Here is a 14,330-nt window from a genome sequence, read left to right on the forward strand (position 1 = left end):
GCGTCCTTATTCGCTGTCCGGGGTGGTGTTCTCGTCCGAGGCCGGCTGGGTCTGTCGCTGCTCGTGGAAGGAGCGGCCCCACGCGCGGCGGACTGTGGCGGGCCCGTCGGGCCACTGCCAGCGGTAGAGCTGGCCGGCCAGGAGGGCGTAGTCGAGCGGGATGTCGTTGCGGCGCAGCAGGGCGACGATGTCGCGCAGCCGCTGGGCGAGCGTGACGAGGTCGGGGGCGGTGCCCGCGCGGACCAGACGCTTGCGCACGGGCTCGTCGATGCCGTCGGCCGGCATCAGGCGCCGGACCGCCGCGCCCAGGCCGCCGGGCCGTTCCCGGGTGTGCCGGCGGTGCATGGGCGTGCCGCGGGACTGCTGGTGGAACGCCCACAGGGTGCAGGCGGCGTGCAGCGCGTTCTCGGCGCACACCAGCTCCAGCTCGCTCAGCGGCCGGGTGTTGTCGGCCTGGGTGTGCAGCGGATCGGTGTAGATCAGGCTCCACAGGTCGGGCGTCTGGCCCGCCTCACAGCCCGCGCCGCGGCGCAGGCGGGCCAGAGCGGCCACGGCTTGGGGCCTGTCCTGGAGGTATCCCTGCTGCCAGGGGCCGATGTGCGTGGCGGCGAGGTCTGCGACCCGCCGGTGAACCGGGACCGCGACGGGCGCCGCTGTTGAGGATACGGGCGTTGCGGGCGTCATACGGGCACCTCCGGGTCGGTCGCGGCGTGATCGGTTCCCGGCAGACGGGCGGGCCCCGGCCGGGGCGGACCGTCGTCGTCCGGAACGGCGGTGCTTTCGCCGGGGCTCGCAGAGCCGGGAGAGCCGGGGTCCCCGAGCGCTCTGGCCAGTCGCCCCCGGAACCACACGTCGGCCAGGCCCGCGTTCAGCCAGTGGGTGCCGCCCTTGTCACCGGTGTGGATCCGCCCCTGCCAGGCCGCGTCGCCCGCGGTAGCGATGAGACGGTCCCCGAGACGGCCCACCGTCTGCCGTACCAGGCGCTGCCAGGTCTCGCGGTGCTCGAACGGATTCTCCACTTCCGCGAGTTCGGACAGCCAGCCGCGGTAGGGATGGTCCAGCGCGTCGAACCCCTCGGCACGGGCCGCGGCCTTCGGCCCTTCCTGCTCGGCTCCGATGGCCCGGGCCAGGTCGGCCGCGAGGTCCCCCAGGGCCCGCACCGCCCGGTCGGCGTCCTCAGCCGCGGCGATGGCCTGCCGGGCGTAGGTGGGGTCCTGCCCGTGGAGCAGGACGACCGGCATGACCAAGCGGTCGTCGACGACCTCGTCGATCACGGACTGCTGGGTCCCGTACCTGACCCCGGCCACCCGGGCACGGATCAGGAAACGGCGAGGGAGGTGGCCTTCGGTCACCAGACGGGCGACCCAGTCCAGGATCCGCGGCCGCAGACGCGACGGCCCGCCGGCGCCGCCGCCACCCTCGAGCCGGTCGGCCAGGAGCGCGCTGATCCCCCGCCAGGCCGAGCGGGCCGGATCGTGCTCCAGGGGCAGGTACACGGGTGACTGCCCCAGCTTCTTCTCCTGCACGGGGCTGCGCCGCCACGCGGTCATCGGCTCACGGCGGTGCATGTTCCGCCAGGCGAGCGGGTCGCCGTAGCCGAGGACGACACCGTGGATGCCGTCCGCGTCATGATGCAGCCGCACCCGACGCGACTGCCAGGTGTACAGGTCGCGAAGCCCGCTCGCAGTACGCCCGTCGGATCCCGGCCCGCACGGCTCCCGGCGCCAGGCCGGCCGGTCGCCGGGAGAGAAGTCGAGTGCTTCGGTGTCCGCCGCCACCAGGTTGAGCAGCAGCGTCTCGCGCAGTGTCGCGCCCTCCACGAAGACCCCGCCGAGCCCGCCCGCCCAGCCGGTACCGAGTGGATACACCTTGCCGCCCTTGACCCGGTCGTCGCCCACCATGCCGGTCTTGATGCCGGAGGTGTCGTAGGCATGGACGTGAACAACCCAGCGCGCGGCCTCGGCGAAGGACAGCCGCTCCACATCCGGCATCCGTGCGGTGAAGAACGGCTCCCCGGCGGGCACATCGGCCACGATCCGGTTCAGTGAAAAGACCTCGTCCTTCCCGGTACGCAGCCCGGCGCTCTGCAGGAACGGCACGTGCGGGTGCAGAAGGTCGAACCGCTCGCGGTGCTCCTCCAGATACGCCTGGACGGGGGCGAAGCAGTCAGGGTCCTCCCACAGCTCCGCCCACTCCTCAACGCTGCCCGGACCGTCCAGAGCGTCGTGCGCGACGGCCAACAGGAGGCGGATGAGAGCGAATTCCTGAGTGGCCAGGTCGCCTACGACGCGCTGCAGATCCCCGGCCCGGGCAAAGACCTGACACAGCGACAACTCGTGTGGAGAACCGTCGCTGTGCAACACCGGGATCCACGGCCGATGGGTCAGGTCGAAGGACAGCGCCTCGCCCGCACCGGCACCTGGTAATTCAGTCGTCTGCATCCTGGGTCACCTTCAGACCGTCCTCAGGGCTGTACTGGAGCGAGAATCCTGCCAGCCGGGTCTGACAATCCTCGTCGAGAGCGAGAATGAGCTGGTCGGAGAGCCAAGGGCTGTCCTTGCCCTGCCACTTGGGCATGTACAGCTGCTCCAGCTCCTGGATGGCCTGGTCCATGGTCTCGCCGGAGAACTGCATGGGGAGCCGCAGGGCGCAGCTCGCGGCCGTACGGGCCGCGAACCGCGTCGGTGTGGCGTCCTGCGGCAGGGCGAGGCCGGCTCGTTGCCGTTTCTTGCTGTCCGGCTTGAGCCACGGCAGGGTGACGAGACTTCCGTCGCCGCGGCGCTGGACGACGACGACCTCCAGGCTGTCGCGGCTGTCGCGGACCTGGGCGCGTCCGGTGGGGGTGTCGTCCGTGTCCCCCACCCCGGCGGCGACCCAGCCGAACAGCGGACGTCCCGGTTTGCCGACGCTCCCCAGACGGAACACGGCGGCACGCCCGGCCTGATCGTCGCGGTGCCGGTCGAACTGTTCGCGTGCCCTCTTCAGCGCGTCCTGCCAGTGGTCCGGCCCCACCGGTTCCTGGCCGTAGGCGCTCTGCACGAGAGGGCTGATGTCCGCCGGGAGCCGCACCGGCCGCCCGGATCCGCCATCGAGGTGTGGAAGGAGCACCGCGGCCGATCGCAGCAGGGTGTACTGCCCGTACACGGCGACCGAGCCCCGCGCCGGGGCGGGCACGTCCGCCGTCCAGTCGGCTCCCGTCACCAGGCAGCGCGCCGTCCGCAGCCGTTCGGGCCGCTCCCCTTGCTCCGGTCCGCGCTGGTGGCGGTGCAGGCGCCCCATGCGCTGCAGCAGCAGATCGACGGGGCACAGGTCGCTGACCAGCAGGTCGAAATCGACGTCCAAAGACTGCTCGGCGACCTGGCTGGCCACCACGATGTGCCGGCCCGCGGGCCTGTTATCCGTCTTCTCCGGCGGCCCGAACAGGCGCAGCAGCGTGTTGTCCTTGTCGGCCCGGTCGAGGTCGACGAAGCACGAGTGGGCCACGGTCACGTTCCCGGCCCCGAACCTGTCGCGCAGCGCGCGAGCTGTCTCGAGCACCCGCCTGACCGTGTTCCGGATCACCAGGGCGCATCCGCCGTCGGCCAGCTCGCTCTCCAGCCGGTCGCCAAGGACATCCAGGCCGTCGTCGAGGCGCTCCAAGCAGACCGCCGTCGACCGGGCCGACGCCTGCGGGCGGCGGCACAGTGCGGTACCGCCCGGAGCGACGGCGGTCAGCAGCGGGTAGGCGTCCGGTGCGACCGTCTCCGGCTCGGCATCCGTCCGGCCGGAGTACGCCGCGACGAGTTCACGTCTGCGGGAGGCCGGCAGGGTCGCGGACAGGACCACCACCGGGACCCGGTAGGCGCCCAGCCAGGACAGCACCCGGTCCAGGTACACGCTCATGTACGTGTCATAGGCGTGCGCCTCGTCGATGACGATGACCTTCCCCGCCACGGCGAGGTGTCGCAGCGCCAGGTGCCTGCTCTTCAACCCGGCGAACAGCAACTGGTCGATGGTGCCCGCGACGAACGAGGCCAGCATGGCCTTCTTGTGGCCCCGCAGCCAGGCATGCGCCACTAGTTCAGCAGCCGCACGGTGCTGCTCGTCGTGCCGCTGCCGGGTCGCGGGCGCCGCTTCGTCCACGCCGACGGCCACGACTCGCCCCGCACGGGCCATCAGGCCGGCGAAGTCCTCGTTGAGAGCGGATTTGGAATGGGCCAGATGCACCGAACGGCGCGCGCCGGCCACTCCCGGCAACCGCTCCAGCCAGTCCAGCAGGCGAGGGAACATGGCGTTGCCGGTGGCCATGGTCGGCAGGGCGAAGAACACTCCTCCCGCTCCCGAGCGCGCCGCGAAGATCTCGGCCACGGCGAGCGCCGCCTCCGTCTTCCCCTCCCCCATCGGCGCCTCGACGATCATCAGCCCGGGCGTCTGCATCTCCCGGGCGAGTTCCACGGCCGCTTCCTGGACCGGGCGTATCTCCGCTCCCGCTGGCAGGTCGAACCGGGAGGCGAACAGCTCCTGGGCGCTCTGCTCCGTTTCCTCGGCCTGCCAGGATTCCGGCAGGTCCAGTCCCTGCCAGGCCGCGGCGAGACGCTCCTGGTCACTGCGGGACGCGCCGTCGGGGAAGTACGGGAAGAGGTCGGGGTTGCTGGCGATCCAGTCGGAGACGATGACCAGCGCGGTGAGCAGCACCTGCACCGGCTGCGGCAGCTTCACCGTCCGCCATGCCGCCAGCCGTTGCGCCACACCGAAACGCTCGGCGCAGGCCTCGAGCAGCTCGGTCTGCACCTGCCGCCACACACGGCCGCTCGCACCAGGAGGGCGCAGCAACTCTTCACGCTCGTACAACGCGGTGATCTGCGCGTGTTCGGGCGGCACCCCGTGATGGCCGCCCACAGCAACCGTGAACTGCCCGGTCCGCGCAGGCGCCCACCCGTGCCGTTCCTCCAGCCACTCCCCCAGCAGCACCTGCCCGGCCAGACCGTGCGGCGCGATCCGGCGGTCCGGTCCCAGCGCCTTCGCCGAGCGCATCTCCAGCCCCTGGTCACGCATCGCGTCGGCGAGCTGCTCGACCTGGCAGGCGAACGCCGGCGTGGCCTTACCGATGTCGTGCACACCGGCAAGCCACACAACGAGGGCACGGGCGTCCGCATCACCCTGCGGCAACACCTCGGCCACCAGCCCGCGCACCCCTGCCGGCAGCCACCGATCCCACAACAGACCCGCCACCGCAGCGGCGTCCTCCATATGCCGCCACAACGGCAACCACCCATCGGTGTCCCGGTCATGCTTAGCCCACACCGACCGGGCCGGCCCCCCGAGCCGACCCAACAGGCCGGAACGAGCACTCCCCTCATCGCTCATGAGCGATTGATACAGGCAGAGCCCAGCCCGGCACACAAAAACAAGCCAACCGGAGAGCCTGCAGGCAAACTGTCGTCACCGTCACGTAGGATCATCGGCTTGCCCCGTTCCAACGGAAAGCACCTACGAGGCCGAATGCCACCAACATCCCATTGGCCGGAATCGGTGATAGTTGCTGGAAACGTGTCCCTGCGGCAATAAACTCGCAGGTCACAAAGTGTGCTCCCCGCACCCGCGGGGATGGTCCCGACATCTTGGACCTGGAGGACAGGCCGCCGATGTGCTCCCCGCACCCGCGGGGATGGTCCCGACATCTTGGACCTGGAGGACAGGCCGCCGATGTGCTCCCCGCACCCGCGGGGATGGTCCACCTGGTACTAACCCCCGGGGGGCTTCGTGCTGTGCTCCCCGCACCCGCGGGGATGGTCCCTGTCCCTGGCCGGCGTGATGGGCCTGGTGGTCGTGCTCCCCGCACCCGCGGGGATGGTCCCGGCAGGCCCGGGCCGACGACCGGCCCCAAGCAGGTGCTCCCCGCACCCGCGGGGATGGTCCCTCCAGGAACTCGACGATGGTCGGGTCGAGTTCGTGCTCCCCGCACCCGCGGGGATGGTCCCCACTGGATTGTCGGCCCTCCCGGTCGGAGCAGGTGCTCCCCGCACCCGCGGGGATGGTCCCGGTGGCCGCGGTGAGTGCTCCCCGCACCCGCGGAAATGGTCCCGTGGCCTACCTGGCCCTGATCACGGTGGTTTTGTGCTCCCCGCACCCGCGGGGATGGTCCCGCTCGTAGACATCGACGCCTACCTGACGGTGTGTGCTCCCCGCACCCGCGGGGATGGTCCCATCTGGCCTGCCGCCTCACGGAAGTCGAAGCCGTGCTCCCCGCACCCGCGGGGATGGTCCCCACTACCCCCAGCTGATCGCCGACGCCGATCGGTGCTCCCCGCACCCGCGGGGATGGTCCCTCGGTGGCAGCAGGATCACGGTGGAGGCGTACGTGCTCCCCGCACCCGCGGGGATGGTCCCACGAAGTCGCCGCCCTCCTGCCGGAGGTTCTTGTGCTCCCCGCACCCGCGGGGATGGTCCCCCAGGGAGCATCAGCAGGTATGGGAAGCGACTGTGCTCCCCGCACCCGCGGGGATGGTCCCCGAGTTAGGCCGGTACGACGTCGGTCACCGGCGTGCTCCCCGCACCCGCGGGGATGGTCCCCATGGGCAGACCGCCCGGCGTGCTCACCGCCTGTGCTCCCCGCACCCGCGGGGATGGTCCCGGCGCCTACCCGACCATCGACACCGGCCTGATCTGCTCCCCGCCCAGGCTTCGCTCTGCCCGGGGTCGCGGCGGTGCGGGATGACCAGGCCGGTGCCGCGGTAGCCGCCGTCGGCGATCACTGTGGTGCGGCCGACGGCGTCCTTCGCGCTGGAATTGCAGTCGTTGCGGCTGCCGGTGACCGGCCGACGGCGACGACGAGCCGAGTGTCGGCGTCGATGACGACCTGGTGGTTGGTGGAGTAGCGGTAGTTCTTGGACTGCTCGGCGACTTGGTGATCACGGGTGGGCACGAGGGTGCCGTCCACGATGAGCACGGTGTCCTTGCGGAACCGCTTGCGGTGCTGGAGCGCGAGCGACGGGCCGAGGTGGTCGATCGACGAGCCCGTACTGCCGTATAGAGCCGACAGACACCCGTCAGCAGCGGGAGTCCCCCTGGGACTTTTCTGGGACTTCCTGATCAGCACAACTCAGTAGGTCTGCGCTCAGCGTCGCCTGTCCTCGGCGCCCCATCGACGCTCGCCGCCTCGACAGGGTCTGACCTGCCCGACAAGGTGTCTGACATTCCATCAGAACGAGCATCAAATGATGCGTCACGATAACACCCATAACGCTTACACCGCACATAATGCGCACCGGCAAAAGCGCAGGTCAGGACCCCTTCGCGGCCGGTTCGAGACGGCGACGCACTCCACATGATGCGTCATCGGAAACAGGTTGATCGAAGCGCGCAGCGGCTGGCTCTTCACGCCCCGTCACGTCGCGTCAGCCGGGCAACATAGCCCGCGATCGCCGGTTAGCCAAACCGGCTTATCCGGAGACGATTATCTGGTCAACGCCCGTTTCGGAGACCAACCGCGAGTGTGGTGACCGACATCAGCGCTGCTGCCGGGGGCGCGGCAAGCCTCCGTTCCCGGAGCGCGTCGCCCGCATCCGAAGCCTTCCACCCATCCGCCTGGTGCTCCGTACTGCCCGGAGATTGCCCGCACTTGTCTGCCCCGATAGCAACAAGTACCAACGCCGAACACCATCGTGAGAAGAAGCCCACAGCACAACCCGCATCTCCCGGCCGGCATGCCGTCCCGGCCGATGACCAAGCTCCCCTCCTGACCAATACCTGATACTCGACCAGCGACCTGGCCGCTCGTCTCCGGGTGGACGCCTCGATACTGCGCCGATGGCGCACCGCCCAGCCTCCCCAAGGGCCGCCGTTCGTCGCTCTCTCGGAACGTGTCGTCATGTACAGCGCCCTCGATGTCGAGGAATGGCTGCGCAGCCGCCGCACCACCCCCACCAAGGGGATCCATGGCCGATAGGACCAACATCGCCGTCGGCATCCGGATCTCCACCGACATCGAACACCGCCCCGACCACCCCGCACCGTACCGGGCGCGCGTCCGATGGTGGGACCCCACCACCAAACGCCGTCAGTCACTGTCCGAGGGAAAGAACAGCGAAGAAGAAGCGCAGGAGTGGCTCCAGGCCATCATCCAGGCCGCACAAGCCGGCCTGACCCCGTCGACCGCCACCATGACGCTCGCCGAATACGGCGAAGCGAACATGGACCTCGCGCTGCGCGGCCTGGAGCTGAAGACACTCGACCCCTACCTCGCGGGGTGGCGAAAGCGTGTCGTTCCCGCACTGGGCCACCTCACCGTGCGGCTGATCACCAACGGTGTCGTCGACCGGACCGTGCAGAACTGGATCGCCGACGAGCACAGCCGCTCAACGGTCAAGAACACCATCGCCGTGCTGGTCCGCGTCATGGAACAGGCCGTCCGGGACGGCATCATCACCGTCAACCCCGCCCGCGTGACCGGCTGGCAGAAGCTCTACAAACAGGCCGAGGACGAACTCCGTAATCCGCGCGCCCTCGCCCTGCCAGACTGGGACAGCCTCATCGAGCTGGCCGACGCGCTCGTGGCCGCCTCCCACGACCAGTACCGCGGCTGGGGAGACGTCGTCGTCTTCGCCGCCTGCACCGCCGCCCGGATCGGCGAAGTCTCAGGCTGCCGCATCCAGGACATCGACACCCACCAGTGGATCTGGACCGTACGCCGCCAGACCACACCCGCACCCGGCGGCCTGACCGACAAAGGCACCAAAGGCAAACGGGCCCGCAAGGTCCCCATCATCGAGGAAATCCGCCCCCTGGTCGCCCAGCGCGTCCTGTCCGCCGGCCCCGACCCCGACGTCCGCCTGTTCACCGGCCCGCGCGGCGGACGCATCTCCACCGCCGTCCTGCGCGACGCCACCCACTGGGACGACGTGGTCATCAGGCTCGGCTACGAACACCTGCGCCGCCACGACCTCCGGCACACCGGCCTCACCTGGTTCGCCGACGCGGGAGTCCCCGTCCACGTCCTGCGACGCCTCGCCGGCCACGGCTCCCTCATGACCACCCAGCGCTACCTCCACCCCGACGTCCACAAGATCACGGCCGCCGGCGCAGCACTCTCCGCACACCTCAACGCGGTCCGCGCTCCCCGCTCGCTCCCGGGCCCGATCGTCATGACCCGCTGACACCGGTCAAGGGCGCACTGGTCCCAACTGGTCCCCAAAAACGGCCGAGGGCCGGTTTCGGATTGCTCCGAAACCGGCCCTGACCTGCGACTCTCACGAGTCGGGACGACAGGATTTGAACCTGCGACCCCTTGACCCCCAGTCAAGTGCGCTACCAAGCTGCGCCACGTCCCGATGCGCTCACCCGCGGTGCCCCGCGAGATCGTGCGAACAGCACTTTACCCCACGCCGGGGCGTGCACCGAAGGGGACCCGGGCTGAGGGTGCGGCGGGATGCCGGGTGAGCGGGGACAATCGGCGGTATGACGAACGCGGGCACATCGGATGCCAGGGACCGGGACATGGCCGGGCGGGCCCGGAGCGCTCGGCCGCGGGACGGGCTGGGACGCCCGCTGCCGTACGGCGCGCAGGGCGTCCCCCGGCAGCCGGAGGGCATCCTGCGGGCGCCGCTGGAGACGGTCGGCGAGGCGCAGACGCTGCTGGCGGCCGGGCGGCCCTTCCACGCGCACGAGGTCTTCGAGGACGCCTGGAAGTCGGGCCCGCAGGAGGAGCGCCCGCTGTGGCGCGGGCTGGCCCAGTTGGCGGTGGGGCTCACCCACGCGGCCCGGGGGAACGCCGTCGGCGGCGCCCGGCTGCTCCGGCGGGGCGCCGGCGCGGTCGAGGAGTGGGCGGCCACGCGGGGCGAGGACCGGCCGTACGGTCTCGACCTGCCCGGACTCACCCGGTGGGCCCGGGAGCTGGCCGACCGGGTGGAACGGGACCCGGACCCGGTCGACGCGAGGACCGAGGCGCCCCGACTGGGTCCCTGAGCGAGGGCGGGGGATCGGGAGCCGCGGGAACGGGGCACAGAAGGCGTTGGCCCGGGTGCCGGGCCGTGGGCGCACGGTCAGGGGTTTCCCGGGGTGTCCTCGCGGGCCGCGCGAGCGGTGCTCGTCGCTCGGTGTGCGGAGGCGGTGGACGCGCTGTCAGTGGCATGCGGCAGACTCGGGGCGTGCGAAAGATTCATGTCATCGGTATCGGCGCGGGCGACCCCGACCAGCTCACCTTGCAGGCGGTCAAGGCGCTGCGGAGCACGGACGTGTTCTTCCTGCTCGACAAGGGCGAGGTGAAGAGCGACCTGACCCAGCTCCGCCGGGACATGCTGGACGCGCATCTGCCGGCCGGATCGTACCGGGTCGTGGAGGCCCGGGACCCGGAGCGGGACCGCGCGGCGGGCGGTGCGGCGTACTCCCCGGCCGTCGGGGACTGGCGCAGCGCCCGCGCCGGGATCTACGAGGGGCTGATCGCCGGCGAGCTGGACGAGGACGGCACGGGCGCCTTCCTGGTGTGGGGGGACCCGGCGCTGTACGACAGCACGCTGGGCATCCTGGAGGAGGTGCTGGAGCGGGGCGCGGTGGAGTTCACGTACGACGTGGTGCCCGGCATCAGCAGTGTCTCCGCCCTGGTAGCCCGGCACCGCACGGGGCTGAACCGGGTCGCCCGGCCGGTGCAGATCACCACGGGCCGGCGGCTGGCCGAGGGCTTCCCGGAGGGGGTGGACGACGTGGTCGTGATGCTGGACGCGCACCAGGCGTTCCGGCGGTTCGCGGCTGAGGACATGGACATCTACTGGGGCGCCTACATCGGCACGCCGGACGAGATCCTCGTGTCCGGTCCGGTCGCCGAGGCCGCCCCGCGCATCGAACGGCTGCGGGCCGAGGCGCGGGAGCGCAAGGGCTGGATCATGGACACGTATCTGCTGCGCAGGCATCGCGCGGAGGACTGACCGCCGAGGGGCGGGGATCAGAGCAGGGACGGTCCGTCCGGCTGCTCCAGTACGCCCAGCCGCTCCAGCGCGGCCAGCGCCTCCGTTACGCCGGGTACCGCCCGTACCCCGTCCGGGAGCGCGGGCCGGCGGACGACCAGGACGGGCAGGCCGAGGTCGCGCGCGGCCGTGAGTTTCGCGGCGGTGGCCTCGCCGCCGCTGTCCTTGGTGACCAGGACGTCGATCCGGTGCGCGCGCAGGAGTTCCGTCTCGTCCGGGACCGTGAAGGGGCCGCGGGCCAGGATCACCCGGGTGTCCGGCGGCAGCGGCGGCTCGGGCGGCTCCACCGACCGGACGAGGAAGCGCAGGCCGGTCAGCCCCGCGAAGGCGGCGAGGCCGAGGCGCCCGGTGGTCAGGAACACCCGGCGGCCGAGACCGGGCAGCGCCTCGGCGGCCCCGGCCAGGGACGGGACGTCGTACCAGCGGTCGCCGGGGCCCGGCCGCCAGCCGGGGCGGCGCAGGACCACCGCCGGGACACCGGTGCTCCGGGCCGCGCGGGCCGCGTGGCCGGTCATCGTCTCGGCGAACGGGTGGGTGGCGTCCACCAGGGCGTCGACCCGGTTCTCCCGCAGCCAGTCCGCCAGGCCGTCCGGCCCGCCGAAGCCGCCGGTCCGCACCTCGCCGGGCAGCGCGCCGGGTCGGGTCACCCGGCCGGCGAGCGAGGTGGTGACCCGGACCCCGGGCCGGGCGGCGAGTCCGGCGGCGAGGCAGCGGGCCTCGGTGGTGCCGCCGAGGATCAGCACATGCGGGGACATGGGGGTGAGCGTACGAGGTCGCGGACGGCCGTCGCTCCTCCGGGTCGGTACGGCTGGGCCAGGGGGTTCCGTAAGCCACGGAGCTTCGCGGGCGGCCGTCGCCCGTCCGGGTCGGTACGGCCGGGCCCGGGAGTTCCGTGGGCCACCGCGCGCTCTAGTGGAGCAGCAGTTGCAGGCCGCCCACGATGGTCGCCGCGATCACGAGTTGTTCGAAGAGTCGCTGGTTGATCCGGCTCACAGCCCATTTGCCGATCAACGCACCGGGCACGACGAACACCGCGAGGGCGGCGTCAAGGAGCAGGGAGTGTCCGTCGATCAGGCCCAGGCCCGCGCTGAACGGCACCTTGGAGACGTTCACGATCAGGAAGAAGAACGCCGAGGTGCCCAGGAAGCCCAGCTTCCGGAAGCCGGCGGACAGCAGGTACAGCGACATCACCGGCCCGCCCGCGTTGGCGACCATCGTCGTGAAGCCGCCGAGCACGCCGTAGGAGCGGGCCCTCATCCGGCCCGCGCCGGTCGTCACCGCCTCCGGCGCCCGCGGGGTCTCGGCCGTCCGCCGGCGCCACACCGTCACCGCGGCCATCAGCAGCAGGATCGCGCCGATCGAGGTGCGGACGATGCCGTCGCCGGCCCACACCAGGAACAGGGTGCCGGCCACCACGCCCGCCGCCACGGCCGGGAACAGCCGCCACAGCGTGGGCCAGTGCGCGTGCCGCCGGTAGGTGAGCACGGCGAGGACGTCGCCGACGATCAGGAGCGGCAGCAGCACGCCGGTGGAGGCGCGGGCGGGCAGCACCGCCGCGAAGACGGCGAGGCTGACCGTGTTGGCCCCGCTGACCGCGGTCTTGGAGAAGCCGACGAGCAGGGCCGCGAGGGCGAGTGCGGCGAACTCCCAGCCGGATATGTGCCAGAGCGTCATCGTGTTCATGCGGAGACCGATGCTATGCGCATGCATAGGTGGCCGTAAGCACCGTCTCGCCGGTCGGTCACGTCGGCCGCACGAGCCGACGCACACCCCGACCGGCACAGACGCCACACCATCCGCGCAAACCGGCGCGCCCCGTCAGCCCGCGTACCGCGCCCGCAGTTCCCGCTTGAGCACCTTCATGCTCGGGCCGAGCGGCAGCGCGTCCGTGAATTCCACGCGCCGCGGGTACTTGTGCCGGCCCAGGTGCTCCTTGGACCACTCGGTGAGCGCGGCGGGGTCGGGGGCGGTGCCCGGGGCCGGGACGACGACGGCGCACACCTCCTCGCCGTGCAGTTCGTCCGGCAGGCCGATGACGGCGACCTGGGCGATCGCCGGGTGCCGCATCAGGACCTCCTCGACCTCGCGCGGGTAGACGTTGTAACCGCCGCGGATGATGATGTCCTTCTTGCGGTCGACGATGCGCAGGAAGCCGTCGTCGTCCTTGACGCCGAGGTCGCCGGTGCGGAACCAGCCGTCGACCAGGGCCTCGGCGGTGGCCTCGGGCCGGCCGAGGTAGCCGGAGAAGACGTTGTGGCCGCGGATGACGACCTCGCCCAGTTCGCCGGGCGGCAGCAGTTCGATCCGGCCCTCCGTCTCGGAGCGGGCGATCTCCGCGTCGATGCCCCACAGCGGGTGGCCGATGGTGCCGGCCCTGGTGCCGAAGACCGGCTGGTTGACGGTGGCGGACGGTGAGGTCTCCGACAGCCCGTACCCCTCGTAGATCTTCGCTCCGAACGCGGCCTCGAACCGCTCCAGCACGGCGACCGGGAGCGAGGCGCCGCCGGAGACGCACACGCGCAGCTCGGGGAGGTGTCCGGCGTCGGCGGCCGCCGCGGTGAGGGCGACGAACATGGTGGGCACGCCGTGGAAGGTGTTCACACCCTCCCGCACCATCAGGTCGATGGCCCGGGCCGCGTCGAAGCGGGGCAGCAGCACGAGCGTGGCGCCGGCCCGCCAGGTGGAGTTGAGCGAGACCGTCTGGCCGTAGGCGTGGAAGAGCGGCAGCGCGCCGAGGGCGATGTCGTCGGGGCGGATGTCGTTGGCGTCGAAGGCGTTGACGGTCGCGTTCATCACCAGGTTGAAGTGGCTGAGGACGGCGCCCTTGGGGACTCCGGTCGTGCCGCTGGTGTAGAAGATCACCGCCGGGTCGTCGGCGGCCCGGGTGACGTACGTGGGCAGCGGCTCGGCGCCGGCCGCCCGTTCGTCCAGCTCCTCGCCCAGGGTGATCACCCGGACGCCGGCCGCCTCCGCGGCGGCGCGGCCGGTCGCGGCCTGGGCCGGGTGGACGAGCAGCAGCCCGGCCCCGCTGTCCTTGAGCACGTGCTCGACCTCGCCGGCGGAGAGCAGCAGGTGCACGGGGACGACGACGCCGCCCGCCGCGGCGATCGCGTAGTAGGCGACCGGGAAGTCGGCGGTGTTCGGCGCCATCAGGGCGACCCGGTCGCCGGGCCGTACGCCGAGACCGGTGAGCGCACCGGCCCGGGCCAGCGCTCGCTGCCACACCTCGGCGAAGCTGAGCCGCAGTCCGCCCTCGACCAGGGCGGTCTTGGCGGGGCGGCGCCGGGCGTTCTCGGCGAGTATGGCGGCGACGGACAGGGTTGCCATGGAGTGCTGCTCCGTTTCCTTGCTGCGGCTCGTACTACCGGATCCCCGTGCGGGGAGCCCCCGTTG

9 protein-coding genes, 1 tRNA gene, 1 pseudogene and 2 CRISPR repeat arrays are annotated in these 14,330 nt (G+C 71.6%); of the genes and pseudogenes, 3 read left to right on the plus strand and 8 right to left on the minus strand.

From position 1 onward, the window contains the following. Nucleotides 1-6 precede the first annotated feature (6 nt). From casB to ACZ4SV_RS07655, 4 genes and pseudogenes are all read right to left on the minus strand, one after another. The gene (gene casB, locus ACZ4SV_RS07640; RefSeq protein WP_468002278.1) at nt 7-552 is read right to left on the minus strand and encodes a type I-E CRISPR-associated protein Cse2/CasB; all 546 of its coding nucleotides are present in this window, start codon (nt 550-552) and stop codon (nt 7-9) included. 128 nt (nt 553-680) lie between these two features. After that, nucleotides 681-2,441, minus strand: coding sequence for a type I-E CRISPR-associated protein Cse1/CasA (gene casA / locus ACZ4SV_RS07645; RefSeq protein WP_468002280.1), 1,761 nt, complete (start codon nt 2,439-2,441; stop codon nt 681-683). Then, nucleotides 2,428-5,346, minus strand: coding sequence for a CRISPR-associated helicase Cas3' (cas3, locus tag ACZ4SV_RS07650; RefSeq protein ID WP_468002282.1), 2,919 nt, complete (start codon nt 5,344-5,346; stop codon nt 2,428-2,430). Before cas3 ends, casA begins: the two co-directional genes overlap by 14 nt. A 219-nt stretch (nt 5,347-5,565) precedes the next feature. Next, a CRISPR array of direct repeats spans nt 5,566-6,022; the repeat unit is 29 nt; unit sequence GTGCTCCCCGCACCCGCGGGGATGGTCCC. Nucleotides 6,023-6,096: 74 nt separating this feature from the next. Then, a CRISPR array of direct repeats spans nt 6,097-6,613; the repeat unit is 29 nt; unit sequence GTGCTCCCCGCACCCGCGGGGATGGTCCC. A gap of 49 nt (nt 6,614-6,662) precedes the next feature. Then, a pseudogene (locus tag ACZ4SV_RS07655) lies at nt 6,663-7,021 on the minus strand (transposase); the annotation flags it as partial. An 895-nt stretch (nt 7,022-7,916) separates the two neighbouring features. Between ACZ4SV_RS07655 and ACZ4SV_RS07660 the strand changes: the two are divergent. Further along, nucleotides 7,917-9,134 carry a tyrosine-type recombinase/integrase gene (locus ACZ4SV_RS07660; RefSeq protein WP_468002284.1) on the plus strand — a complete coding sequence of 406 codons (1,218 nt, stop codon included), beginning with the start codon at nt 7,917-7,919 and terminating at the stop codon, nt 9,132-9,134. A 100-nt stretch (nt 9,135-9,234) separates the two neighbouring features. Here ACZ4SV_RS07660 and ACZ4SV_RS07665 read toward each other — a convergent pair. After that, nucleotides 9,235-9,308, minus strand: a tRNA-Pro gene (locus ACZ4SV_RS07665). A gap of 127 nt (nt 9,309-9,435) precedes the next feature. On the opposite strand from ACZ4SV_RS07665, the gene ACZ4SV_RS07670 reads away from it, so the two are divergent. Continuing rightward, nucleotides 9,436-9,942 (plus strand): DUF309 domain-containing protein, encoded by a 507-nt coding sequence (locus ACZ4SV_RS07670; protein WP_365871900.1) that lies wholly within the window; start codon nt 9,436-9,438, stop codon nt 9,940-9,942. Between the two features lie 182 nt (nt 9,943-10,124). Further along, nucleotides 10,125-10,898, plus strand: a complete 774-nt coding sequence (gene cobF, locus ACZ4SV_RS07675; RefSeq protein ID WP_468002286.1) for a precorrin-6A synthase (deacetylating) — start codon at nt 10,125-10,127, stop codon at nt 10,896-10,898. A 17-nt stretch (nt 10,899-10,915) separates the two neighbouring features. Here cobF and ACZ4SV_RS07680 read toward each other — a convergent pair whose 3' ends face one another. The 3 genes from ACZ4SV_RS07680 to ACZ4SV_RS07690 all read right to left on the minus strand — a co-directional run bounded on the left by ACZ4SV_RS07680 (nt 10,916) and on the right by ACZ4SV_RS07690 (nt 14,264). Next, on the minus strand, nt 10,916-11,692 hold the full coding sequence (locus tag ACZ4SV_RS07680; RefSeq protein ID WP_468002288.1) for a cobalt-precorrin-6A reductase: 777 nt from the start codon (nt 11,690-11,692) through the stop codon (nt 10,916-10,918). Between the two features lie 154 nt (nt 11,693-11,846). Continuing rightward, nucleotides 11,847-12,620, minus strand: coding sequence for a sulfite exporter TauE/SafE family protein (locus ACZ4SV_RS07685; protein ID WP_468002289.1), 774 nt, complete (start codon nt 12,618-12,620; stop codon nt 11,847-11,849). A 135-nt stretch (nt 12,621-12,755) separates the two neighbouring features. Continuing rightward, a complete protein-coding gene (locus tag ACZ4SV_RS07690) occupies nt 12,756-14,264 on the minus strand; it encodes a long-chain-fatty-acid--CoA ligase (RefSeq protein WP_468002290.1) in 1,509 nt (502 codons plus the stop codon). Between the last annotated feature and the right edge of the window lie 66 nt (nt 14,265-14,330).

It is taken from the genome of Streptomyces sp. NPDC027672 (genome assembly GCF_055566335.1).

Excerpts from the sequence above, each read along its gene's own strand:
- casA (WP_468002280.1), bottom strand. The coding sequence starts at position 2,441 with ATGCAGACGACTGAATTACCAGGTGCCGGTGCGGGCGAGGCGCTGTCC.
- cas3 (WP_468002282.1), bottom strand. The coding sequence starts at position 5,346 with ATGAGCGATGAGGGGAGTGCTCGTTCCGGCCTGTTGGGTCGGCTCGGG.
- ACZ4SV_RS07660 (WP_468002284.1), top strand. The coding sequence starts at position 7,917 with ATGGCCGATAGGACCAACATCGCCGTCGGCATCCGGATCTCCACCGAC.
- ACZ4SV_RS07670 (WP_365871900.1), top strand. The coding sequence starts at position 9,436 with ATGACGAACGCGGGCACATCGGATGCCAGGGACCGGGACATGGCCGGG.
- ACZ4SV_RS07680 (WP_468002288.1), bottom strand. The coding sequence starts at position 11,692 with ATGTCCCCGCATGTGCTGATCCTCGGCGGCACCACCGAGGCCCGCTGC.
- ACZ4SV_RS07685 (WP_468002289.1), bottom strand. The coding sequence starts at position 12,620 with ATGAACACGATGACGCTCTGGCACATATCCGGCTGGGAGTTCGCCGCA.
- ACZ4SV_RS07690 (WP_468002290.1), bottom strand. The coding sequence starts at position 14,264 with ATGGCAACCCTGTCCGTCGCCGCCATACTCGCCGAGAACGCCCGGCGC.